The organism is Chryseobacterium turcicum (assembly GCF_021010565.1).
In the GTDB taxonomy this organism is placed as follows: domain Bacteria; phylum Bacteroidota; class Bacteroidia; order Flavobacteriales; family Weeksellaceae; genus Chryseobacterium; species Chryseobacterium turcicum.
This window is the reverse complement of record NZ_JAJNAY010000001.1, coordinates 2,245,806-2,269,159: the sequence shown is the minus strand read 5'-3', so window position 1 is coordinate 2,269,159 and position 23,354 is coordinate 2,245,806. Positions and strand designations below refer to the sequence as shown.

Annotated in this window: 26 protein-coding genes and 1 tRNA gene; 26 read left to right on the top strand and 1 reads right to left on the bottom strand. The window is 33.2% G+C overall.

Features of this window, described 5'->3' with window-relative positions; translation table 11 throughout:
• The first annotated feature begins 68 nt into the window (after nt 1-68).
• Nucleotides 69-947 (top strand): SPFH domain-containing protein, encoded by an 879-nt coding sequence (locus LO744_RS10350; RefSeq protein WP_230669188.1) that lies wholly within the window; start codon nt 69-71, stop codon nt 945-947.
• Nucleotides 948-1,118: 171 nt separating this feature from the next.
• Nucleotides 1,119-1,307 (top strand): Arc family DNA binding domain-containing protein, encoded by a 189-nt coding sequence (locus LO744_RS10345; protein WP_230669187.1) that lies wholly within the window; start codon nt 1,119-1,121, stop codon nt 1,305-1,307.
• A 51-nt stretch (nt 1,308-1,358) separates the two neighbouring features.
• On the opposite strand, the gene LO744_RS10340 is transcribed toward LO744_RS10345, so the two are convergent.
• Nucleotides 1,359-1,553 (bottom strand): hypothetical protein, encoded by a 195-nt coding sequence (locus LO744_RS10340; protein ID WP_230669186.1) that lies wholly within the window; start codon nt 1,551-1,553, stop codon nt 1,359-1,361.
• A 135-nt stretch (nt 1,554-1,688) separates the two neighbouring features.
• On the opposite strand from LO744_RS10340, the gene amaB reads away from it, so the two are divergent.
• The 24 genes from amaB to hisD all read left to right on the top strand — a co-directional run bounded on the left by amaB (nt 1,689) and on the right by hisD (nt 23,351).
• Nucleotides 1,689-3,239: an L-piperidine-6-carboxylate dehydrogenase gene (gene amaB / locus LO744_RS10335; protein ID WP_230669185.1), complete on the top strand. Its 1,551-nt coding sequence runs from the start codon at nt 1,689-1,691 to the stop codon at nt 3,237-3,239.
• 6 nt (nt 3,240-3,245) lie between these two features.
• Nucleotides 3,246-3,737, top strand: a complete 492-nt coding sequence (locus tag LO744_RS10330) for a hypothetical protein (protein WP_230669184.1) — start codon at nt 3,246-3,248, stop codon at nt 3,735-3,737.
• A gap of 13 nt (nt 3,738-3,750) precedes the next feature.
• The gene (lat, locus tag LO744_RS10325; RefSeq protein ID WP_230669181.1) at nt 3,751-5,073 is read left to right on the top strand and encodes an L-lysine 6-transaminase; all 1,323 of its coding nucleotides are present in this window, start codon (nt 3,751-3,753) and stop codon (nt 5,071-5,073) included.
• A gap of 63 nt (nt 5,074-5,136) precedes the next feature.
• Nucleotides 5,137-5,367: a DUF2007 domain-containing protein gene (locus tag LO744_RS10320; RefSeq protein ID WP_230669179.1), complete on the top strand. Its 231-nt coding sequence runs from the start codon at nt 5,137-5,139 to the stop codon at nt 5,365-5,367.
• A 180-nt stretch (nt 5,368-5,547) separates the two neighbouring features.
• Nucleotides 5,548-6,066, top strand: a complete 519-nt coding sequence (locus LO744_RS10315) for a GNAT family N-acetyltransferase (protein ID WP_230669177.1) — start codon at nt 5,548-5,550, stop codon at nt 6,064-6,066.
• Nucleotides 6,067-6,188: 122 nt separating this feature from the next.
• On the top strand, nt 6,189-6,644 hold the full coding sequence (locus LO744_RS10310) for a transcriptional regulator (protein ID WP_230669175.1): 456 nt from the start codon (nt 6,189-6,191) through the stop codon (nt 6,642-6,644).
• A 1-nt stretch (nt 6,645) separates the two neighbouring features.
• Nucleotides 6,646-7,830 (top strand): efflux RND transporter periplasmic adaptor subunit, encoded by a 1,185-nt coding sequence (locus LO744_RS10305; RefSeq protein ID WP_230669173.1) that lies wholly within the window; start codon nt 6,646-6,648, stop codon nt 7,828-7,830.
• Entirely contained in the window at nt 7,830-10,976 is a 3,147-nt protein-coding gene (locus LO744_RS10300; protein ID WP_230669171.1) for an efflux RND transporter permease subunit, read from the top strand. Before LO744_RS10305 ends, LO744_RS10300 begins: the two co-directional genes overlap by 1 nt.
• A 21-nt stretch (nt 10,977-10,997) precedes the next feature.
• Nucleotides 10,998-12,413, top strand: coding sequence for an efflux transporter outer membrane subunit (locus LO744_RS10295; protein ID WP_230669169.1), 1,416 nt, complete (start codon nt 10,998-11,000; stop codon nt 12,411-12,413).
• A 163-nt stretch (nt 12,414-12,576) separates the two neighbouring features.
• Nucleotides 12,577-13,065, top strand: coding sequence for a GNAT family N-acetyltransferase (locus tag LO744_RS10290; RefSeq protein WP_230669167.1), 489 nt, complete (start codon nt 12,577-12,579; stop codon nt 13,063-13,065).
• A 3-nt stretch (nt 13,066-13,068) separates the two neighbouring features.
• Nucleotides 13,069-13,548, top strand: coding sequence for a MarR family winged helix-turn-helix transcriptional regulator (locus LO744_RS10285; protein ID WP_230669165.1), 480 nt, complete (start codon nt 13,069-13,071; stop codon nt 13,546-13,548).
• A gap of 119 nt (nt 13,549-13,667) precedes the next feature.
• A tRNA-Ala gene (locus LO744_RS10280) sits at nt 13,668-13,741 on the top strand.
• A gap of 85 nt (nt 13,742-13,826) precedes the next feature.
• Entirely contained in the window at nt 13,827-14,054 is a 228-nt protein-coding gene (locus tag LO744_RS10275; protein WP_230669163.1) for a hypothetical protein, read from the top strand.
• Between the two features lie 87 nt (nt 14,055-14,141).
• Nucleotides 14,142-14,690 carry a hypothetical protein gene (locus LO744_RS10270; protein WP_230669161.1) on the top strand — a complete coding sequence of 183 codons (549 nt, stop codon included), beginning with the start codon at nt 14,142-14,144 and terminating at the stop codon, nt 14,688-14,690.
• A 6-nt stretch (nt 14,691-14,696) separates the two neighbouring features.
• The gene (locus tag LO744_RS10265; RefSeq protein ID WP_230669159.1) at nt 14,697-15,233 is read left to right on the top strand and encodes a hypothetical protein; all 537 of its coding nucleotides are present in this window, start codon (nt 14,697-14,699) and stop codon (nt 15,231-15,233) included.
• 13 nt (nt 15,234-15,246) lie between these two features.
• Nucleotides 15,247-15,765: a DUF4468 domain-containing protein gene (locus tag LO744_RS10260; RefSeq protein ID WP_230669157.1), complete on the top strand. Its 519-nt coding sequence runs from the start codon at nt 15,247-15,249 to the stop codon at nt 15,763-15,765.
• Between the two features lie 627 nt (nt 15,766-16,392).
• The gene (locus tag LO744_RS10255; protein ID WP_230669155.1) at nt 16,393-16,767 is read left to right on the top strand and encodes a hypothetical protein; all 375 of its coding nucleotides are present in this window, start codon (nt 16,393-16,395) and stop codon (nt 16,765-16,767) included.
• A 269-nt stretch (nt 16,768-17,036) separates the two neighbouring features.
• The gene (locus LO744_RS10250; protein ID WP_230669153.1) at nt 17,037-17,606 is read left to right on the top strand and encodes a C40 family peptidase; all 570 of its coding nucleotides are present in this window, start codon (nt 17,037-17,039) and stop codon (nt 17,604-17,606) included.
• A 66-nt stretch (nt 17,607-17,672) separates the two neighbouring features.
• Nucleotides 17,673-18,275: a methyltransferase family protein gene (locus LO744_RS10245; protein WP_230669151.1), complete on the top strand. Its 603-nt coding sequence runs from the start codon at nt 17,673-17,675 to the stop codon at nt 18,273-18,275.
• A gap of 109 nt (nt 18,276-18,384) precedes the next feature.
• On the top strand, nt 18,385-19,197 hold the full coding sequence (locus tag LO744_RS10240; RefSeq protein ID WP_230669149.1) for a 2,3,4,5-tetrahydropyridine-2,6-dicarboxylate N-succinyltransferase: 813 nt from the start codon (nt 18,385-18,387) through the stop codon (nt 19,195-19,197).
• An 11-nt stretch (nt 19,198-19,208) separates the two neighbouring features.
• Nucleotides 19,209-19,883, top strand: coding sequence for a glycosyltransferase family 32 protein (locus LO744_RS10235; protein ID WP_230669147.1), 675 nt, complete (start codon nt 19,209-19,211; stop codon nt 19,881-19,883).
• Nucleotides 19,867-20,967, top strand: coding sequence for a glycosyltransferase family 4 protein (locus LO744_RS10230; protein WP_230669145.1), 1,101 nt, complete (start codon nt 19,867-19,869; stop codon nt 20,965-20,967). Before LO744_RS10235 ends, LO744_RS10230 begins: the two co-directional genes overlap by 17 nt.
• 250 nt (nt 20,968-21,217) lie before the next feature.
• Nucleotides 21,218-22,075 carry an ATP phosphoribosyltransferase gene (hisG, locus tag LO744_RS10225; RefSeq protein ID WP_230669143.1) on the top strand — a complete coding sequence of 286 codons (858 nt, stop codon included), beginning with the start codon at nt 21,218-21,220 and terminating at the stop codon, nt 22,073-22,075.
• 1 nt (nt 22,076) lies between these two features.
• Entirely contained in the window at nt 22,077-23,351 is a 1,275-nt protein-coding gene (gene hisD, locus LO744_RS10220) for a histidinol dehydrogenase (RefSeq protein WP_230669141.1), read from the top strand.
• Nucleotides 23,352-23,354 lie beyond the last annotated feature (3 nt).

The window sequence follows — 23,354 nt, the reverse complement described above, 5'->3', positions numbered from 1 at the left end:
AACTAATAACTAATAATTTATTCATATCTTTATGATATCAAAACAATATCACTTTAAAAATTACAATCATGGAAAAAGTTTTAAAACCAATGTCAGGTTATTTGGCACTTGTAATCTCTCTTATTTTATTAGGAGGTTCGGTATATCTTTTTATTTACGGTATTAATGATGGAGAAAATGTAGATGCCACTTCTGTCATCATTTCAATTGTTGCATTTTTTATTACCTGTTTTTTATTGAAAGGTTTAATGATTATTCAACCTAACCATTCAAGAGTACTAAACTTCTTTGGAAAATATGTAGGTTCTGTAAAAGATAACGGAATGTTTTTTATTAATCCTTTGTATTCTTCTCAGAAAATGTCTTTACGTTCGGAGAATTTGCAAGGACAGACTTTGAAAGTAAATGATAAAATGGGTAATCCTATCGAAATTGGAGTTGTAATGGTTTGGAAAGTAGGAGACACCTACAAAGCTGCTTTTGATGTTGAAAGATACTCAGATTTTGTAAAAATGCAGAGCGAGGCGGCAGTTCGTCATTTGGCAATGAGCTTTCCTTACGATAACTTAGAAGATGACCATGCGCCAATTACATTAAGAGAAGGTGGCGAAAAAATCAATTCTATTTTGGAGCAAGAATTAACAGACAGACTTTCTAAAGCAGGCATCATCATTCAGGAAGCAAGAATTTCTCACTTGGCATATGCATCAGAAATCGCAGGAGCAATGCTTCAAAGACAGCAGGCAACAGCGATTGTTGCAGCAAGAACAAAAATTGTAGAAGGCGCCGTTGGAATGGTAGATTTAGCTTTAAAGAAACTTTCAGCTGAAAATATTGTTGAACTAGATGACGAAAGAAAAGCTGCAATGGTAAGTAATCTTATGGTTGTTTTATGTGGCGAAAAAGCAGCAACTCCAATCTTAAACGCAGGAACGTTATATAATTAAGGTTGAGGCTTAGGTTAAGATTGATAATAACGTAACTTAATCATTAAATTAAGAATAAGCCTTTGCTGAGCGAAGCGCCTTTGCGAACAAAAAAATATCCTCAATAATTTAAGAAAAAACTTTGCGCTCTTTGCGTTTAAAAACAAAGCAGCGACTAGAAAAACAAACAAAATGAAGTCAGAAAAAACTCAAAATTCTTCCGAAAACAAAAGCAAAAAATCTTTCGTAATAAGGATAGATGAGTCTACCTATAAACTTCTTGAAAAATGGGCAAATGACGAGTTTAGAAGCGTCAACGGACAGATTGAGTATCTTCTTAATCAGAATCTAATCAACGCTGGGAGAAAGAAAAAAGAGTGAAATTTAGTTTTAAATAAAATGAAAAGCAGAGAATAATTTCTTTGCTTTTTTTTATTGGGCAGCACCAGTAAAAAAACCGTTAATTACGCTCCAGAAATTTTTACCCAGAAAATAAATTAAGGTAGAAGTAATAATTCCTTTTACGGTAAAAAATACAATTCCCCAGACTCCGAATTTCTTCAGCATCTTTTTCCATCTTGTACTTTTCTCTGCATTTTGCTCGTTGATAACTTCTTTATTTTCCATTTCAAAGTGGTAAATGTTGTGGTACAAAGATAAGTATATCTATAATTATTCCAAATAAAAACAGTATTAAATCATAAAAATTTTCCTGATACCATATTTATTTTTATCTTAGGCAAAACGAAAAGTTACATTTTTATGTCAAAAAAAATCAAAGATTTCGGAATTGAAAATTCATTAAAAAATTTAGGAATCAAAGATGAAAATAAAGGAACTTCTACAGGAGGTAAATTTTTTGCATCAGGAAAATCGATAGAAAGTTATTCTCCGGCAGACGGAAGATTAATAGGTAAAGTAAAATTATCGAGCGAGAAAGATTATGATAAAGTATTAGAATCTGCTCAAAAAGCATTTCTGGAATTCAGAACGGTGCCGGCACCAAAAAGAGGTGAAATCGTACGCCAGCTTGGTTTAAAATTAAGAGAATACAAAGACGACCTAGGGAAACTTGTTTCTTACGAAATGGGAAAATCTTTACAGGAAGGCCTTGGTGAAGTACAGGAAATGATAGATATCTGCGATTTTGCAGTCGGTTTATCTAGACAGCTTCACGGCTACACGATGCATTCTGAAAGACCAGGCCACAGAATGTACGAGCAATATCACCCAATTGGTATTGTAAGTATTATTACAGCATTTAACTTTCCGGTAGCAGTTTGGGCGTGGAATACCGCTTTAGCTTGGATTTGTGGAAACGTTACCATCTGGAAACCATCAGAAAAAACTCCGCTTTGTGCAATTGCTTGCCAAAATATTATGAATGAAGTTTTAGCAGCAAATAATTTGTCTGAAGGAATTTCTAGCGTAATGGTAGGAGACCACACAATTGGGCAAAAATTGGTTGATGACAAACGTGTTGCTTTGGTATCATTCACAGGTTCTACAAGAGTAGGAAGAATGGTTTCTTCTAAAGTTGCTGAAAGATTTGGTAAATCAATCTTAGAATTAGGTGGAAATAATGCTATTATTATTTCTAAAGATGCCGATTTAGACATGTCAATTATCGGAGCTGTTTTCGGAGCTGTAGGAACTGCTGGTCAAAGATGTACTTCTACAAGAAGATTGATTATTCATGAATCTGTTTACAACGAAGTAAAAAACCGTTTGGCAAAAGCTTACGGACAGTTGAAAATAGGAAATCCATTAGACGAAAATATGCACGTTGGACCTCTTATCGACGTTGCTGCAGTAAATCAGTACGAATTAGCCATCGAAAAATGTAAAAAAGAAGGTGGGAAATTCGTTGTTGAAGGTGGAGTTTTAACAGGTAAAGATTACGAATCTGGCTGTTATGTAAAACCTTGTATCGCAGAAGTTAAAAATTCTTACGAAATCGTACAGCACGAGACTTTTGCACCAATTTTATATTTAATTAAATACAAAACTTTAGAGGAAGCAATTGCTATTCAGAATGATGTTCCTCAAGGTTTATCTTCAGCAATTATGACTCAGAACTTGAGAGAAGCAGAATTATTCCTTTCTCATGCAGGTTCAGATTGTGGAATTGCCAACGTAAATATCGGAACTTCAGGTGCTGAAATCGGTGGAGCTTTTGGTGGAGAAAAAGAAACCGGAGGCGGTAGAGAATCTGGCTCTGATGTTTGGAAATACTACATGAGAAGACAAACCAACACCATCAATTACACCGCAAGCCTTCCATTGGCCCAGGGAATTAAATTTGATTTGTAACTTACAATGAAGAGATTATTATTGAGTGTTTTTTTCTTATTATCCATTTTTTGTTTTTCTCAAGATGCGGATGAGAAAGAAATTTATTCCTTGATTATCAATAGTTTTCCGGAAAAAGAACTTAAAATTAATGATAAAGTTTTTCGTTTAAATTTCGAAGGAAACCCTGATGAAAAGCAAGAATTTAAAATCTTTATGAGGAAATTTTTATTTCTACGGAAAAGTACTTATGAAAATTTTATTGCGAATAATAGAAAGGAAAATACGATATATAATAATTTCAACTCTGATAAAAACATTGTAATAGTTAATTATAAAAACAATGGATCAATAATTTTTTCAAATTTAGGTTTTGACAACAGTAAATCTCAGGCATTAGTACAATATTCTAAAGAGGATGTATTTCTTGCTCTTTTTGAGAAAAAAAATAATAAATGGTTTCTAAAAGAGAGGAAAAAATTAAAAGATCTGTTGTTGGAATTTTATGACAATCACTAAATAAAAAAACTATATGGATAATACATTAGAAAAAACAAATAAAATAAAAGAAATCGTTGGAAAACACGTTTTAGCAGACGGTTTCGACTTTGTAATGGATATTGAAAACTCTCACGGATCTTGGATTCACGATTCAGTTTCAGGGAAAAATTTCCTAGATATGTTTTCAATGTTCGGTTCAGCTTCAATAGGTTATAATCATCCTTATTTGGTTGAAAAATCTGAGTGGCTGGGAAAAATGGCAGTCAACAAGCCTACTTTGGCAGATGTTTATTCTAAAGAATATGCTCATTTTCTGGAAGTTTTCGAAAGAGTAGTTTTACCTGAAGAATTGCAGTATGCATTTTTTATTGAAGGTGGAGCTTTAGGTGTTGAAAATGCAATGAAAGCATGTTTCGACTGGAAAACAAGAAAAAATTTCGAAAAAGGTCTTGACACCGAAGCAGGAATTTGCATCCATTTCAGACAGGCATTTCACGGAAGAAGTGGGTATACTTTGAGCTTAACAAATACTTCAGATCCACGTAAATATCAGTACTTCCCGATGTTTGAATGGCCAAGAATTCTAAATCCTAAATTGCATTTCCCAATTACAGAAGAAAATTTAGAAGAAACTATTAAAAACGAAAATTTAGCGTTAATACAAATTACAGAAGCAATTCTTGCAAATCCAGATAAAGTTGCTTGTATTATTATTGAACCAATTCAGGCTGAAGGTGGTGATAATCATTTCAGAGACGAGTTTTTTGTTGGTCTAAGAAATATCTGTGATGAGCATGAGATTCTTTTAATTTTCGACGAAGTACAAACCGGAATAGGCATCACTGGTAAAATGTGGGCTTTTGAGCATTTAAGCGTAAGACCTGATATTATTTCTTTCGGTAAAAAAACTCAGGTTTGTGGAGTGTTGGCGAATAAAGAAAAGTTTGACGAAATCCCAAATAACGTTTTCAGAGAAAGCTCTAGAATCAATTCTACTTTTGGAGGTAACTTAATTGACATGTTGCGTTTCCAATTGGTAATGGAAGTTATCGAAAAAGAAAACCTTTTAGAAAATGCCAATATTGTAGGAGAATATCTTTTGGAAGGATTACAAAATTTAGCTCAGAAGCATCCTGAAAAATTATCTAATGCAAGAGGTAAAGGTCTAATGTGTGCCATAGATTTACCATCGGGCGAGCAAAGAGACCACATCAGAAATGAGTTGTATAATGATGGATTAATTATTCTTTCTTGTGGCGATCAATCTATAAGATTCAGACCACATTTGAATGTTAGCAAAGAGGAAATTCAGATTGCTTTAGATAAAATTGAAAATAATATTAATAAGATTTAAAGCTTCAAAATTTGGAATTCTGAAAAAAAAATTCTAAATTTAGATACTCAAAATGTATATTATATGGAACGTAACACGAGAGTATCAGTTTTTGAAAGCGATAAATCTGCAGAAATTCAGTTGATAAAGTCAAAATTAGATGATGCGCAAATCACTAGTGATGTTGAAAATAATTATTTGACTTTTACAACAACGCCTACGGCGACAACTTTAAAAGTAATGGTAGATTTACAAGACGAAAAGAAAGCATTCGATATTATTGATGCTTATCTTCAGGAAAATCTAAATCAATAAAAAATTTCATAATTTTAAATTTTACTACTTCAGAACCGAAAATTAATTCTTGTTAATTTTCGGTTTTTTTGGTCTTAAGCTTTAAAGAAAAATTAATATTCTTAATAAAATTTTAATGTACCATTTTTGGCATTAATGATGTTATTTCCCAATTTTAAAGTCTGTAATATAAAACTTCTTATGATTAATAAAAACGAAATCCATTTTAGAAAAGCAAACACATCCGATATTTCTGTTATTTGGGAAATTATTCAACAATCAATAGAACGAAGAAGAATAGACGGAAGTACACAGTGGCAAAATGGTTATCCCAATCTGCAAACTGTAGAAAGTGATGTTTCTAAAGGATTTGGGCACGTTCTTACCGTAGATAATAAAATTGCGGTTTATGTAGCACTGATTTTCAATGATGAGCCTGCTTATAGCTCTATTGAAGGAGCTTGGTTAACGACCGGCGAGTTTGTCGTCGTTCACAGAGTCGCAGTTTCTGAAAACTTTGCCGGACAAGGATTAGCGAAAAAACTTTTTGATTATATTGAAGAATATACTAAATCACAAAATGTATTAAGCATAAAAGTTGATACCAATTTTGATAATTTGGCGATGCTGAAAATTTTAGAATCTAAAGGTTATTCTTATTGCGGGGAAGTTGTTCTTGCAGGAGGTGCAAGAAAAGCATTTGAAAAAGTGTTGATGTAAAAAAATACAAAAGGTTAAATCAATACTCATTGATTCTTTAAGAAACTGTTTATTCATAAACTCTATCATGTTTGTTCGTTTAGTTCCGAACTAATTTTTACTTTTGTTGAAAACTTTAAATAATGAAAAAAAGTTTAAAGGTAGATGAGAAAATTTTTCAGGATGCTGTAAAATTTTACAGCACTGTTTTTAATCTACCACCTCTGGCTTCAAAAATTTATTCGTACCTTATTTTCGATTTTGACAAGGTAGGAATTACCTTTGATGAGTTTGTAGAAGTCTTTTCTGCAAGCAAAAGTTCAGTTTCTACCAGTCTCAATTTACTCATCAATTCAGAATTAATTATCGACGTTAACAAAATGGATGAAAGAAAACGGTATTTCTTCGCCAATGATGATTATAAAAAAATACGATTTGAAAAGATTGTTCAAAAAATGCAGGATGAATTGGTGCTTTTAGAAAACCTTAAAAATTTCAGAAAAACTGAGCATAAAGACGACGACGAAAGAGTAGAAGTCTACAAAGCTCTTTTAAATAAAAGCATATCAAATATTCAGGAATCTCTTAATAAACTATAAAATGACAAACAAGCTTATATTATTTTCTGTAGCAGCATTTTCATTGACTGCCTGCAAAAAAGAAGCTCCGAAACAGGATGGCGCAAAAACTTTCCCTGTGGTTTCGGTAGAGACTAAAAATATAGTAGGGTACGACAACTTCCCTGCAAGTATTGAAGGTAGAATTAATAATGATGTTCGAGCAAAAATCCAGGGTTATATTACTCAGGTTTTGGTAGATGAAGGTCAATATGTAACTAAAGGGCAGCCATTATTTCGCCTTGAAACGAATATTCTGACAGAAAATGCCGCTGCCTCAAAAGCAGGAATTGGCGCTGCAGAATCAAACATTGCAGCAGCACAAGCTCAGGTAAATGCCGCTACCGTAGAAGTTAATAAGCTGAAACCATTGGTTCAGAAAAACATCATTAGCAATGTTCAGTTACAAACCGCTCAAGCTAGTTTAGCTCAGGCTCAAGCAGGCTTACAACAGGCTATTGCTGCAAAAAGACAGGCTGTTGCTAACTACAAAGGGGTAGAAGCAAACATTGATTACTCAATAATCCGTGCTCCTATTTCTGGAGTGATTGGTAAACTTCCTTTGAAAGTAGGAAGTTTAGTAGGACCTACAGATCAGGTTGCCTTAACGACGATTTCAGATACTTCAGAAATTTTTGCTTATTTCTCAATGAATGAGAAGGCATATTTCGATTTCTTAGAAAAATCTGTAGGATCAAGCATTTCTGAAAAAATAAAAAACCTTCCTATGGTAGAGCTTCAGTTAGCGAACGGAAGTATTTATCCTGAAAAAGGAAGAATTGAAGCAGTTACAGGTTCTCTAGATCGCTCAACAGGAACAATTCAGTTTAGAGTAGCCTTTAATAATGCACAGAAACTTTTAACTAACGGTAACAGTGGAACCATCAGATTCCCTAAACATTACGACAACGTTTTGGTAGTACCAGAAAGTGCAACATACGAACAACAAGGAATTGTTTACGTTTATAAAGTTGAAAAAGATACTGCACGAAATACAGTTGTTGAATTAATTGAAAGAATCGACAATTTAGCTTTAATAAAATCTGGGGTTAAAAAAGGTGAAATAATTATTGCAGCTGGAACAGGAAATGTAAAGCCTGGTACCGCCGTAAAGCCTAAAAAAATCAGCATGGATAGCCTCGTTCAATCTGTAAAACCGAAATTCTAATGATAAAGAACTTTATTAACAGACCGGTTTTATCCACTGTAATCTCCATCATCATCGTTATTCTCGGTGTATTGGGACTTACAGCGCTTCCGGTTACGCAATATCCCGATATTGCACCGGCAACGGTGAGTGTGAGAGCAAATTATACAGGAGCAAATGCTGAAACTGTAATGAAAAGTGTTGTTGTTCCTTTGGAAGAACAAATCAATGGAGTTGAAGGGATGGATTATATTACTTCAACAGCAGGAAATGATGGTTCAGCACAGATTCAAGTTTTCTTTAAACAAGGAATCGATGCTGATATTGCTGCGGTGAACGTTCAAAACCGTGTTTCTAGAGCGAGCCCATTACTTCCAAGTGAGGTTACCCGTGCGGGAGTTGTTACTCAGAAGCAACAAACGAGTGCATTGATGTACCTTTCTTTTTATTCTGAAAACAAAAATATTGATGATACTTATCTTCAAAACTTTTTGAATATCAACGTTATTCCAAATATGCAAAGGATTAATGGAGTTGGGGAAGCCAATGTTTTTGGTGGAAAAAACTACTCGATGAGAGTATGGCTTGATCCGGCAAAATTGGCAGCTTACGGAATTACACCAGCTGAAGTTACCAATGCAATTAATGATCAAAGTAGAGAAGCTGCAGCAGGGTCATTAGGACAAAACAGCGGAAGTTCTTTTGAATATATTATTAAATATGTAGGTAAATTCAGTGACAAGGAGCAATATGATGATATTATCATTAAATCTCTTCCAGACGGGCAGAATTTAATGTTGAAAGATGTTGCAAAAGTAGAATTAGGTGGTTTATCTTACAGTGGTGTTGGTGAAAACGGAGATTATCCTTCCATCAGTATGGGAGTATTTCAAACTCCGGGATCAAATGCTCAGGAGATTATTGACAACATTAAAGCTCAGCTTAAAGAAAATGAAAGTTCTTATCCTGAAGGCATAAAATATACATTTAACTTTGATACCAACGAATTCTTGGATGCTTCTATTGAAAAAGTAATTCATACTTTAATTGAAGCTTTCATTCTTGTATTTATTGTAGTATATATTTTCTTACAAGATTTCAGATCGACATTAATTCCGGCGATTGCAGTTCCGGTATCTATTGTAGGAACATTCTTCTTCCTGAATCTTTTTGGATATTCATTAAATTTATTAACGCTTTTTGCTTTAGTCTTAGCAATTGGTATTGTGGTAGATGATGCGATTGTCGTCGTCGAGGCCGTACATGCTAAAATGGAGCATGGAATTTCTGATGCTAAAAAGGCAACTGTAGAAGCAATGGACGAAATTACAGGTGCTATTATTTCAATTACATTGGTAATGGCAGCAGTATTTATTCCGGTTACATTTATTACAGGTCCTACCGGAGTATTTTATCAGCAGTTTGGGATTACCCTAATTATTGCGATTATTATTTCGGCAGTAAATGCATTAACTTTAAGTCCGGTTTTATGTTCACTATTCTTAAAGCCTCACGAAGATCATCACGAAGGTTATAAGAATAAGAATTTCATGCAAAAATTCTTCTATAAATTTAATATCGGTTTCAAAACAGCAACTGATCGTTATGGTAGAGGATTTAACTTTCTTATCAAACACAAATGGGTGACTGTATTAATTCTTGTCGTTACTTGTGGAATTATCTACTGGGCAAACGGAAGTATGAAGAAAGGTTTTGTACCTACAGAAGATAGAGGAATTATCTTTACAGACGTACAGCTTCCTCCGGGAGCATCTATGGAAAGAACTTACAATGTTCTGAAAACGTTGCAGAAAAATGCAATGCAGATTCCGGGAATTCAAAACGTAACCATTTCTACAGGTAGAGGATTATTATCTGGAAACGGAAGTAATAATGGTCTTGCCTTTGTTAAGCTTAAACCTTTTAATGATAGAAAAGGAGAAGGTTTATCTTCTGACGAGATTACAAAGAGACTATTTGGTCTTGCAGGAAAAGTTCCTGATGCTAAAGTTGTATTTTTCCAACCACCGAGTGTACCAGGTTTTGGTAGTAGTGCAGGTTTTGAGATGGTACTTTTAGATAAATCAGGGGGTGATTTTGCTCAGCTTGATGCTAAAACCAACGAGTTTATCGGAAACCTAATGCAAAGACCAGAAATTGAATTTGCTCAGACTTCATTTAACACAAAATATCCACAGTATTTAATGGAAATCAATGTTCCGTTAGCGAAACAAAAAGGAGTTTCTGTAAATGATATTTTGTCTACGATGCAAGGATATATTGGTGGAATTTATGCTGCTGACTTTACCAAATATGGGAAACAGTTTAGAGTAATGATTCAGGCACCACCAGAAAACAGAATAAATGCTGAAGATCTTAATCAATACTATATCAAAACGAGCTCTGGAGAGATGTCACCTATTTCACAATTTGTGACGTTGACTAAATCTTATGGTCCTCAATCTGTAGGTCGTTATAACCTATTTACATCAGTAAAGATTACAGGAGCAAACAAAGCAGGTTTCAGTTCGGGTGATGCAATTACGGCAGTTCAGGCGGTAGCAAAAGAGACACTTGATCAAAATTACAGTGTTGAATTTACAGGTCTTACAAGAGAAGAATTAAATTCAGGATCTCAGACTTTATTGATTTTTGCCTTAAGTTTGGTGTTCGTTTATTTCATTCTTTCTGCTCAGTACGAAAGTTATATTCTTCCTTTAGTTGTGGTAATTTCACTTCCTCTTGGGGTAATGGGAGCATATTTCGGACAGAAAATAATGGGCTTAGAAAACAATATCTACTTCCAGATTGCATTGATTATGTTAGTCGGTTTATTAGCGAAAAATGCGATTTTGATTATCGAATTTGCGGTACAGAGAAGACATCATGGTGAGACGATTGTGGAGTCTGCAGTGAATGCAGCCAAAGCCAGACTAAGACCTATTTTGATGACCTCTTTAGCATTTATTTGTGGTCTATTACCTCTCGTTTTAGCAAGTGGAATTGGTGCTGTAGGTAACCGTTCTATTGCTACAGGTGCTGCAATAGGGTTATTAATAGGTACTATTTTAGGGGTGTTTGTGATTCCGGTTTTATATGTTATTTTCCAGACTTTACAGGAAAAAATAAAACCTATCAAGCACGAAGAAATGAACTTAGCTGAATAAGAAATCTTTAAGATTTAAATAATGAAAAATTTATCAATAATAATAAAAGGAACTGCTTTTTCAGTGGTCGCGTTCGCGGTTTTATCGTCTTGTATGGTAAGAAAAGAGTACGAAAGACCCGCAACTGCAGTTGACGAAAAACTATTCCGTACAGATATGCTGCCTCAGGATAGCACAAGTATTGCGAATGTTTCCTGGAAAGAGATTTTTACAGATCCTATTCTTCAGGGACACATTACAAAAGCTTTAGAAAATAATCTTGATGTAAGAATCGCTGTACAGAGTATCACTTCTGCAGAAGCTTATTTAAAACAGGCAAAAGCAGCCTACGAACCGACTTTATCAATAGGACCGAATTACACTTTTCAAACACAATCTATCAATACTCAGTTTGGTCAGATTATCGGAGAAAGACGTTATGTAAACCAGTTTGATATTACAGCTACGATAGGTTGGGAAGCAGATTTGTGGGGAAAAATGAAGTCTCAGCAAAAAGCTCAATTAGCGACTTATTTGGGAACCTTAGCCGCTCACAAAGCGGTAAAAAGTGACTTGGTAGCCTCAATCGCTTCGGCATATTTTCAATTGTTAACGTATGACGATCAGAAGAGAATCATTCAAGAAACAATCAAAGTAAGAGAAAATAATTTAGAAGCCACAAAAGCATTAAAAGAGTCAGGATCAGTAACAGAAGTTGCTGTTCAGCAAAGTCAAGCGTTGGTTTATAATGCTCAATCTTTACTGATTGACATCGATACTCAAATTCAACTTTTAGAAAATACGATGAGTTTGTTGATGGGTGATTCATCGCAGACGATTGCAAGGTCTTCTTTAAAATCGCAGTCATTGCCAGAAAGTTTAGCCTTAGGATATCCTGCAAGTTTGTTATCAAACCGTCCGGATGTGATGCAAGCAGAATTTAATTTAATGAATGCTTTTGAGTTGACAAATGTAGCTAAAGCTCAATTTTACCCTACATTGAAACTAACAGGAAGTGGAGGAGTGCAGTCAGTAGACATCGATCATTTGTTTAGTGTAAACTCTCTTTTTGCAAATGTTGTAACTGGTTTAGCACAGCCAATTTTAAATAAAAGGCAAATCAAAACTGCTTACGATGTAAGTTTGGCGAACAAAGAAACAGCGTATCTGAATTTCAGAAAATCTATTTTGACTGCCGGAAAAGAAGTTTCTGATGCCATAAGAGTATTTTCTGTTCAGGATTCTTTTATCGATTTAAAGAAAAAAGAATTAGACTCTTACAAAAAATCAGTTGACTATTCTCAGGAATTGGTTAATTATGGTATGGCAAATTACCTTGAAGTTTTAAATGCAAGTGTAAACTCATTGAATGCCGAACTTAATATTTCAAATGCAGAATATAGCAAAATGAAAGCTGCCGTAGATTTATATCAGGCTTTAGGCGGCGGATGGAAATAAAAAGTTAGTTATTATATATTCAAATCTTGTTAAGACGTGTACTGGAAACAGTGCACGTTTTTTTTTGATTAAAATAAAAAATTGATACGTTTTAAATTAAATTTTCATTTTTCTATTGCATATATGTAGTCAACTACGTAGTTTTGTACTTAAATTAAATATTATGTTAGAAATTAATCTTGTAAACAATACACATTCAGAAGAAATAATAAATTTGGTTTTGAATATTCAGCAAAAGGAATTTAATGTTCCAATCACAATAGAAGACCAGCCGGACCTTATGCAAATTGAAGATTTCTACTTTGCTAATGGCGGAAGTTTTTGGGGAGCTTTTATTAATGGTGAGCTTGTCGGAACAATTGCTTTGGTGAAATTTGATGAAAAAGCAGCAGCAGTCCGAAAGATGTTTGTGAAAAAAGAATTCAGAGGAAAAGAACACAGTATCGCTCAGAAACTATTAGAAATCCTGCTTGCTTATTGCCAGAAAAACGAAATAGATAAAGTATATTTGGGAACAGTATCAATACTTCAGGCTGCATTGCGTTTTTACGAGCGAAATCATTTTAAAATCATTGAAAAAGAACTTCTACCAGAAAAATTCCCTTTAATGAGTGCCGATAATGTATTTTGTTTTCTGGATCTAAAATCATAGCTTATGAATGTCATCAATGAATCTGGAACCTTAGCTTTATCTACAAGATTACAACGCCTTAGTGAGCAATTGCGTAAGGATGGAGCTCTAGTTTATAAAGAATTTGGAATAAATTTCGAGCCTAAATGGTTTCCGGTAATCTTTACATTACATCACAAAAATACACTCAGCGTTGTAGAAATTGCTAATGAAATAGGATATACGCATCCCTCAACAATTAGCCTTTTAAAAGAGCTTGAAAAGCAACAAATGATTATCTCTAAAAAAGATAAAACAGATGAACGCAAACGCTTAATCGAATTGTCACCAAAAGGTATTGAATTGATAGAAAAAATGAAACCTGCGTGGGAAATCATCTCCAAAGTATTGGAAGAAATAGCCGATAATGAGAATCATTTACTGAAAGCAATAAATGAAGCCGAAGAAAAAATTGCTAAACAGTCTTTTTTACAAAGAGTTGTAGAATTAAAAAGTAGTCAATAAGTCATATTGATAATCGATTATTGAATAGTAAAATTATTAAAGAAAATTTCACTAAAAAGTTTGCATATGTACTTTAAATACTTACTTTTGTACAGCTTCAGAAATAATAATCTGAGAAAGGGGAATTAGCTCATCTGGCTAGAGCGCAACACTGGCAGTGTTGAGGTAATCGGTTCGAGTCCGATATTCTCCACTACTGTAAACCTCATCCCACAAGTGGTTTACGAGAAAAACAACTTTTTTTCATACGTATTAATCGGTAACAAAAATTAATACGTATGAAAAACCTTAACTTCGGATGCAAACGATCCGATTTCCTTACGACCAGCTCAAATAATGACTGGTTTATTCAATGTCGCTTTTACGAACCGGATAGAAAAAAACCTTTTACTCATCTCCGAAGGCTTAACAGGTTCAAAGACGAGAAAGAGCGAAAACATATTGAAAAGAGTCTTCTCAAGCAAATGACTGAGCAGATAGGTTTAAATCCAAATCTACTAATTTAACATTTATTTTTGAAATACCGTATAAATACGGATACCCGTAATTTGATGTGTTTTCTTATTATTACATTTGCGAATTAAAACTTTTATATGAATAAAATACTACAATTATTATCATTGCTAATTATTTTATGCGGTAATTTTTGTTTAGGTCAGAATTTAAATGACATTGAGAAATTAGCATCAAATTACAACAAGACTTTTGATGTTTTAGAGAAAACAATGAACATTAAACCTTTTGACCGAGGTTCTAAATTCGGTTTAGAATCACGAGTGTATAATTTAAAAGCCTTCAAAATACTAGTAGAAAGTAATAATGAAGAAAATAAAATTTCTAAAATATCAATTCTTACAGAAAAGACAGGCAATAACGATGAGCTATGGTACAACATTGCGAAAGCTGCTAATGCTAATAAAGAGTATAAATTTATCAATTCGTTTGTCAGTGGAAGTGAAGATGATATTTATGAAAAAGACATAGATTTTAACGCTATGGTAAATATATTACGAAAAAGCAAATCACTAGGAGATTATACCTATTCCATTGCATTTAAAAAGGACAATTTATATTATAACTTCAACATGGCATCTAAAACGTTTTTTAGTGTAATTGATGAAAATTTAAAGGAAAGAGATTAATAGCTTATGAAAAAGATAATTATATTAATAACCTTGGTATTTTCAATTTTTATTTTCTCACAGGAATTTAAATTAACAGAAGATAACTTTAAGGTTTCTGATGATACATCCAAAAACTACATTGTTTTATCTTTTCCCGGAGTGAATAAGCAAACCTTATTTGATAAGACAAAAAATTACATCACTTCTAATTATCCATATTTAGATAAAGAGAAATTAAAAGAAACTGTGAATGACCAATTATTATTTGAAGTTGTGAGCCAAACAAGTAGAACTGTATTTATCAATAAAAGAGGTTCAAACGTCTGGAGTGTCGTTAATTATTTTGAAATCAATTTTAAGGATGATAAAATAATGATTAAACCAACATTTGTAAATCTAACTAATGCAGATAAAACTTCAACAACATTATTAGGTTCTTTCTTTAATAGTAGAGGAATTGTGAGGCTTGAAAACGCTGCTAATTTTGTGGAAGCTTTTACAAATTCTTTTGTAAATAATATTAAAAACGAAGTTTCAAGTAATAAAACCAATGATTGGTGAAAAAAATAAAAAAATGAAAAAGACTATTACGTTATTTACACTATTGCTTTCAATTCTCGCATTCTCTCAGGAATTTCAATTTGAAGAAGTAGTAAAGATGGATTCTACAATCACAAAAGAAGAACTTTATAATCGTGCAAGAATTTGGGCAAACCAAAGTTTTAAATCTAAGAAAACTTCAGTAAATATAGAAGATAAAGAAGATGGAGAAATTGCAGGCGTCGGAGTGATTGATTATCGAACAAAGAAAAATTATTTAGGAGCATCATGTATTGAGGGTCCAATTAGTTATAAGATGAACATTTATGTTAAGGACGGACGGTACAAATATCAATTTCATACATTCGAGCATAAAGGTTCACGGGGAGCTAATTGTAGTAGATTAGATCTAGGAGTACTTCGTTATGAGCCAGAAAACACAGACAAAGGATTTGTTGATATAATAAATAAAATCACAGACTTTGTTAATCCTATTATTTCGGATTTAAAATCAGCAATGAATAAAAAATACGAAGTATCCAAAGACTGGTAAGAGAAAAGAGACTATAATCAGTCTCTTTTTCTGTATTATATAAGGATAAATTCAGTAACAAAATCGGTAGCAATACACATTATCTTTACACCAATAAATAAAAGCAATAACACGGTTTAAACGCCATTAATACGTATAATTAAGTTTAATTTCTGACTGACAGTCTAAAGGTGACGGGTTCGATCCCCGTATTCTCCACAACTTGAAACCCGTGTTTTATTAAAAATACAAAAACCTTCCAAATCTGGAAGGTTTTTATGTTTATTTAAACCTAAATCTCTGTGGTTATTAATTTTCTCAAAACTAATTGATTTATGAGTCAGTCATTTATGATTCAAATCACATTATCGAAAATCTTATCAATTTAAAAATTGCTTTTCATTAAAAGAACCCTTCACTGAGCAGAAGAAAAACTAAATGATGGAAAATTTTATTTGAAAATAAATTTCCTCAAAACTGTTTAAAATATCATCCCTAAAAGATTAAACTATAAAATTAAATTAATATATTTGCCCAATTCAAAGAAGCGTACCTTTTTTTAATATTTTCATAATTATATTGAAACATTGTACAACTTTTTAAAAATTAATTGAACGAATAAACTTATTTTATAAACTATTCTAACCTATGAAGAAACTTTTTTTACTTTTATTGACTATTTTTTCATTAATTGGCTGTACTTCAGACGATGAAACCCTAAACGACTACATAGGAACCTGGTCTGGAACGTATCAAGGTACTGAAAAAGGCCTGTGGAAGCTGGTAGTTGCCAGTGACGGAAAAGTTACAGGAACCATGTATAATGAATCAAGTAATGAAAACTATAACATCTCAGGATTCTTAAACAGCTCTGGGCAGCTTACTGCAGAATTGGTAATTCCAGCGGACGGGCAGTTCTCAGGAACATTAAATACAGAGAAAAAAGGAAGCGGAAGCTGGACGAACGAATCGCCAACTCCTGTAAGAAGCGGATCTTGGAGCGGAGAGAAAGATAAAAAATAGATGTAACTATTATAAATTAAAATCGGCTGTGAACTTTGTTTGCGGCCGATTTTTTTATTTAAACAAATCCCATCTGTAGAATTTGAGAATATTTTTTGAGTACGGTAAAATAAATCACATCTTCTTCTGAAAAAACATTTTCAAAATTTAGTTTTTAATCCTGCCTTCACCGTTCTTTTTTCTTTCTCATTTTCTATATCTAAAATTCATCGTTAAAAAATTTAATTTATATTTGTTTCATTAATATCTAATTGATTATTCAAATGAATATGGAATTGCGTTTTTCGGAAATTAAATTATGTAAAAAGTTGGTTGCTTTAGCTCTAGCTACTACAGTTATTGTTTCTTGTGGAAGCTCTAAAAATGTTTCTTCGTCAAAGAAAACTCCGTCAAAAACTGTTACAAAGTCCGAAAATCTAAGAAAACTAGATTCTTCTTTTGACGGGAAGATTTCAGGCTCTGTAAAAAGCCTTTTGAAAGATGCCGAAACTTATTTGGGAACTCCTTACAAATTTGGCGGGAATAATTCTTCAGGATTTGATTGCTCAGGATTTACCGTAAAAGTTTTTCAGGAAAGCAATTTCACCTTACCAAGAAGGTCAGCCGACCAGGCAGATTCAGGAAAATTGATTGATATTAAAACCGTAAAACCAGGTGACCTTTTATTTTTTGCAACTGCAGGCGGAAGCCGTGTCTCCCATGTTGGCATCGTTCACACCATTGAAAATGATGGCGAAATAAAATTCATTCATGCATCAACATCAAAAGGAGTCATTATTTCTTCTTTAAACGAAAAATACTGGAACAAAGCCTATCTTCACGCACAACGCGTTTTATAATTAAACCAAAACTTTGCAATAGAATTGCATTTCATTGAGCTCTACATTTGTCAAAAATTATTAATTATGACAGATTTTATAAGAGTTTTTATGCCTCTATTTTTTATCGTTTTCTTTCTTACTGCATTTTTCGGAACAAGTTTTATCGTTTCAAAAAGAATCGGTAAAAATCCAAATGTTCTTCCAAAAGATGATTCCGCTTACGGATTGATTGGCAGATATTTTAAACTAACCCTGATTTTTCTTTTCATTTACACTCTTTTGCTTTTCTTTTTTCCCAGCACATCCACTTTGAAATCTTCAATTAATTTCTTAGAAAACAATCTCTTTAAATATGTAGGGATTATTTTAATGCTTTTCAGTTTAGCATGGGTTCTCATCGCTCAGTTTCAAATGAAAAATTCCTGGAGAATAGGGATTGATGAAGACCATAAAACAGATTTAATCACAAACGGACTTTTCAATTATTCTAGAAACCCTGTTTTTCTGGGAATGCTGCTTAGTTTAATCGGAATGTTTCTCACAGTACCCACTTTTATTTCGTTAAGTTTTTTAATCGTAGCCAACATATTAATTCAAACCCAAATCAGATTGGAAGAAGAATTTTTATTAAAACAACACGATAAAGTTTATCTGCAGTACAAAGCCAAAGTAAGAAGATTTTTATAGAAATATTTAATAAAATTTTAATCACTTCCATCAATTCTAAGTCATCACTTTTGCCCAACTTTTTTGTATATTTGGCAGTGAATTTTTTAAACAATTTTTAAATTTTATTATGTCATTACAACAAACTATTGAAAATATCTGGGACAACAGAGAATTATTGCAGAATGAAGACAGCCAAAAGGCGATTAGAGAGGTTATTTCTTTAGTTGACAAAGGTGAACTTCGTACAGCAGAGCCTACAGAAAACGGATGGCAGGTGAATGAATGGGTGAAAAAAGCTGTAGTAATGTACTTCCCAATCCAGAAAATGGAAACGATTGAAGTAGGTCCTTTTGAATTTCATGATAAAATGCCTTTGAAAAGAAATTATGCAGAGAAAGGCGTAAGAGTTGTACCGCATGCCATTGCAAGAGAAGGAGCTTATATTGCTCCAGGCGTTATTTTGATGCCTTCTTATGTAAATATTGGTGCTTATGTAGATTCGGGAACGATGGTTGATACTTGGGCAACAGTAGGAAGCTGTGCACAGATTGGTAAAAACGTTCACTTGAGTGGTGGTGTTGGTATTGGTGGTGTTTTAGAACCTCTTCAGGCTGCTCCGGTTATCATTGAAGATGATTGTTTTATCGGTTCTAGATGTATCGTTGTAGAAGGAGTTCACGTTGAAAAAGAAGCTGTTTTAGGAGCAAATGTTGTATTGACTGCTTCCACAAAAATTATTGACGTTACGGGTGATACTCCAATTGAAATTAAAGGTAGAGTTCCTGCTCGTTCAGTGGTAATTCCTGGAAGCTATACCAAGCAATATCCTGCAGGAGAATATCAGGTTCCTTGTGCTTTGATTATCGGTCAGAGAAAAGAATCTACTGATAAAAAGACATCACTAAACGATGCTTTAAGAGAAAATAACGTAGCTGTTTAAATCTTTGCAAAATGGCAATTCCCAAACAAATTTTTCAGACTTTTAAAACCGATAAGCTTCCTTGGCTTACGAAATTTCATATCAACAGAATGCTCAAAAAAAATCCTGAGTACGAATATCATTTTTATGATGATAACAGGATTCAGACATTCTTTAAAGATGAGTTTCCGCCAGAATATTTGAAGGCTTACAACAGACTGACGATAGGGGCTGCCAAAGCCGATTTTTTCAGATATGCCATTCTTTATAAAAAAGGTGGCGTTTACTTAGACGTAGACAGCGGAATCAACAAGCCCATCAAAAAGTTTATTCGTGAAGACGATGTAGCTTTGGTGACCGATGAGATTCCTCAAACATATTATGTACAATGGGGTCTTGCATATGCTGCAGGACACCCATTTTTACAGAGAACTTTGGAAATGATTTTAGATAATATCAAAAACAATCCATTTCCTCATAATGTGCATAAAACAACCGGACCCACCGTTTACACAGATGCTATTAAAGCATGTTTAAGTGAAGACCCAACAATCCCGCATCGTTTTATGGGGCCACATTATGACAATAATATGCAGTTTAAATATAAATTGGGAAAATTCTTCCTTTACAGTGATAAATCTGAACACTGGAAGAGAAAGCAGCTTACCCAAAACATTATAAAACCTGAGAATGAAGATAGCATTTGATGCCAAACGTTTTTTTCATAATACTTCAGGATTAGGGAATTACTCGCGAGATTTAGTCAGAATTTTATCTAAATACTATCCTGAAAATCAGTATTTATTACTTAATAAAAACAAATCGGAAAGAGGTTCCGATATTTTAGAAAATCCTACTGTTACTTTTGTTGAAAGCTCAAAAGGAGCAATGTCCCGTCAGTTTAAAACGGGAAAAGATGCTCAAAAACAAAATGCAGATATTTTCCATGGATTATCGGGTGAATTACCTTTGAAATGGGACAAAAAGCCCATCAAAAAAATCGTTACCATTCACGATTTAATCTTCGTAAGATATCCTCAATATTATTCTTTTTTTGACCGTAAAATTCATCTTTGGAAATTTAAAAAAGCCGCACATTCGGCCGATAAAATCATAGCAATTTCAGAGCAAACAAAGCGCGATATTATTCAGTATTTAAAAGTTCCTGAAAGCAAGATTGAAGTGATTTATCAAGGCTGTCATCAAGCTTTTAAAGAACAACAATCTGAAGAATTTATTCAGCAAACAAAGCAAAAGTTTAATCTTCCTGAAAGGTTCATTTTAAATGTAGGAACCATTGAAGAGCGTAAGAATCTTTTGAATATTGTTAAAGCAATAAAAGACACCGATATCCCTTTAGTCGTAGTCGGAAAAAAGACAAAATATTATCAGAAAATAGCAGGTTTTATCAAAAAAAATAAAATGGAAAAACAGATTCATTTTTTGGAAGGAGTTTCTATGGATGAGCTGGCTGTAATCTATAAATTGGCTGATATTTTTGTGTATCCAAGCTTCTTCGAAGGCTTTGGAATTCCTGTAATAGAAGCCCTTTTCTCAAAAACGGCTGCCATTACGAGCAATACAAGTTGTCTTCCCGAGGCTGGAGGTAAAGATTCTGTTTATATCGACCCAAAAAATGAGCTGGATATAAGCTCAAAAATAAAATTTTTATGGGATAGCGAATCTGAAAGAAAACGCCGTGCTGATAAAGGTTTTGAGTTTGTTCAGAAGTTTAATGATGAGCCTATTGCCAATCAGGTGATGAGTCTTTATCAAAAAATTATTTCCTAAAACTCTTGGAAGTTTAAAAATAAGTTCTACATTTGTACCACAATTTTCAACAATGAAACCCAATTTTTTAACAGTACATCATTATTATCATCATCTCTGCTAAGACGGAATTGATTGATATGTAACTATGTTAAAAATCAAAATAATTAAAAACCGTCTGAGTAAACAGACGGTTTTTTTGTTTCTAAATTCTTCCCGGGCAATTTATTTCAATTAATCATTTTCGTTTACTCAGATTTAAAATAATAAAATGAGTAAATTAAAAATTGCCATACAAAAAAGCGGACGGCTTTACGAAGAATCGCTCCAACTCCTCAAAGATTGCGGTATTTACGTCAACAACGGAAAAGACCAGCTCAAAGTTTCCGTAGACAATTTCCCTATGGAAATTATGTATCTTAGAAATTCAGACATCCCACAATATCTGGAAGATGGTGTAGTAGATATTGCCATTGTCGGTGAAAATCTTTTAGTTGAAAAACAGAAAAACATTGAGATTATTCAAAGTTTAGGATTTTCAAAATGCCGAGTTTCTTTAGCTATCCCAAAAGAAATTGAAACCGACGATATTAATTATTTTCAAGGAAAAAAAATAGCAACATCGTATCCGAATACACTGAAAAATTTTCTAATAAAAAATAATATTTCAGCAGAAATTCATATCATTTCCGGTTCGGTAGAAATCGCTCCAAATATTGGTCTTGCCGACGGAATCTGTGATATCGTAAGCTCGGGAAGTACTTTATTTAAAAATGGATTGAGAGAAACTGTTACCATTCTAAAGTCTGAAGCTGTTCTTGCAAAAACATCTCAACTAAATAATGATAAACAAAGAATTTTAGAAAAATTTCTGTTTAGAATTCAGTCTGTTTTAAGAGCAAAAAATTCAAAATATATTTTGATGAATGTTCCGAACGAAAAGATTTCAGAAATTTCAGATGTTCTTCCTGTTTTGAAAAGTCCTACCGTAATTCCTTTAGCAGAAAAGGATTGGAGCAGCATTCATTCAGTGATTGATGAAGACCGTTTCTGGGAAGTCATCGACGAGTTAAAAGAAAAAGGAGCACAAGATATTTTAATAATTCCAATCGATAAAATGGTGATTTAAGATGAAAATTAGTAATTATCCTGCAAAAAATACGTGGTCTGACTTGATAAAAAGACCAGTAATAAAAAGAGAGCAACTTTCAGAATTAATCGTTAATATTTTTGATGAAGTTGAAAAAAATGGAAACCAGGCTTTAATTGATTTCAATAAAAAATTTGATAGAGCAGAAGTAAAAAAAATCAAAGTTTCGAAAGAAGAATTAGAAAGTTCAGAAAATTTAATAAGCGAAGAATTGAAACTTGCCATTCAACAGGCAAAAGAAAATATTACTAAGTTTCACGCTTCACAAATTCCTAAAATTCAGAAAATTGAAACTACAAAAGGAGTCGTTTGTTGGCGAGAAAATAGAGCTATTGAGAAAGTGGGAATTTATATTCCGGGAGGAACAGCTCCATTGTTTTCTACAGTTTTAATGTTGGCAATTCCTGCACAATTAGCAGGTTGTAGTGAAATTATTTTGTGTACACCTCCAGATAAAAACGGAAATATCAACCCTGCAATTCTTTACACCGCAAAACTTTGTGGTATTACAAAAATATTTAAAACTGGCGGTGCTCAAGCGATAGCCGCCATGACTTTCGGTACGGAAAGCATTCCGAATGTTTACAAAATTTTTGGTCCCGGAAACCAGTTTGTTGTTGCCGCAAAAGAGTATTCTCAGCATTTCGGAGTATCAATTGATATGCCTGCTGGACCAAGCGAAGTTTTAGTAATTGCCGATGAAAATGCAGTTCCAGAATTCTGTGCAGCAGATTTATTATCTCAGGCTGAACACGGTAATGACAGTCAGGTGATTTTTATTTCAACAGACAAGAAAATTTTTAATCAAACTATCGGAGAAATAGAAAAACAAGTTAAAGAACTTCCAAGAAATGAATTTGCTCAAGAATCATTAAAAAACAGTCATTTTATTTTGTTAAAAACGGTTGATGAAGCTTTAGAATTTAGCAATCAGTATGCTCCGGAACATTTGATTCTAGCAGTCGAAAATTTTGAAAATTATATCGATAAAATACAAAATGCTGGTTCTGTTTTTCTGGGAAATTATTCTTGTGAAAGCGCAGGAGATTATGCGAGTGGTACCAATCACACCCTTCCAACAAACGGATTTGCAAAAAATTACAGCGGAGTTTCTTTAGACAGTTTTGTAAAGAAAATAACGTTTCAGAATCTATCAAAAAAAGGTCTTCAAAATTTAGGAAAAACAATAGAGCTTATGGCCGAAGCAGAAGGATTATTTGCTCACAAAAATGCCGTATCAATCAGATTAAAATAAGAA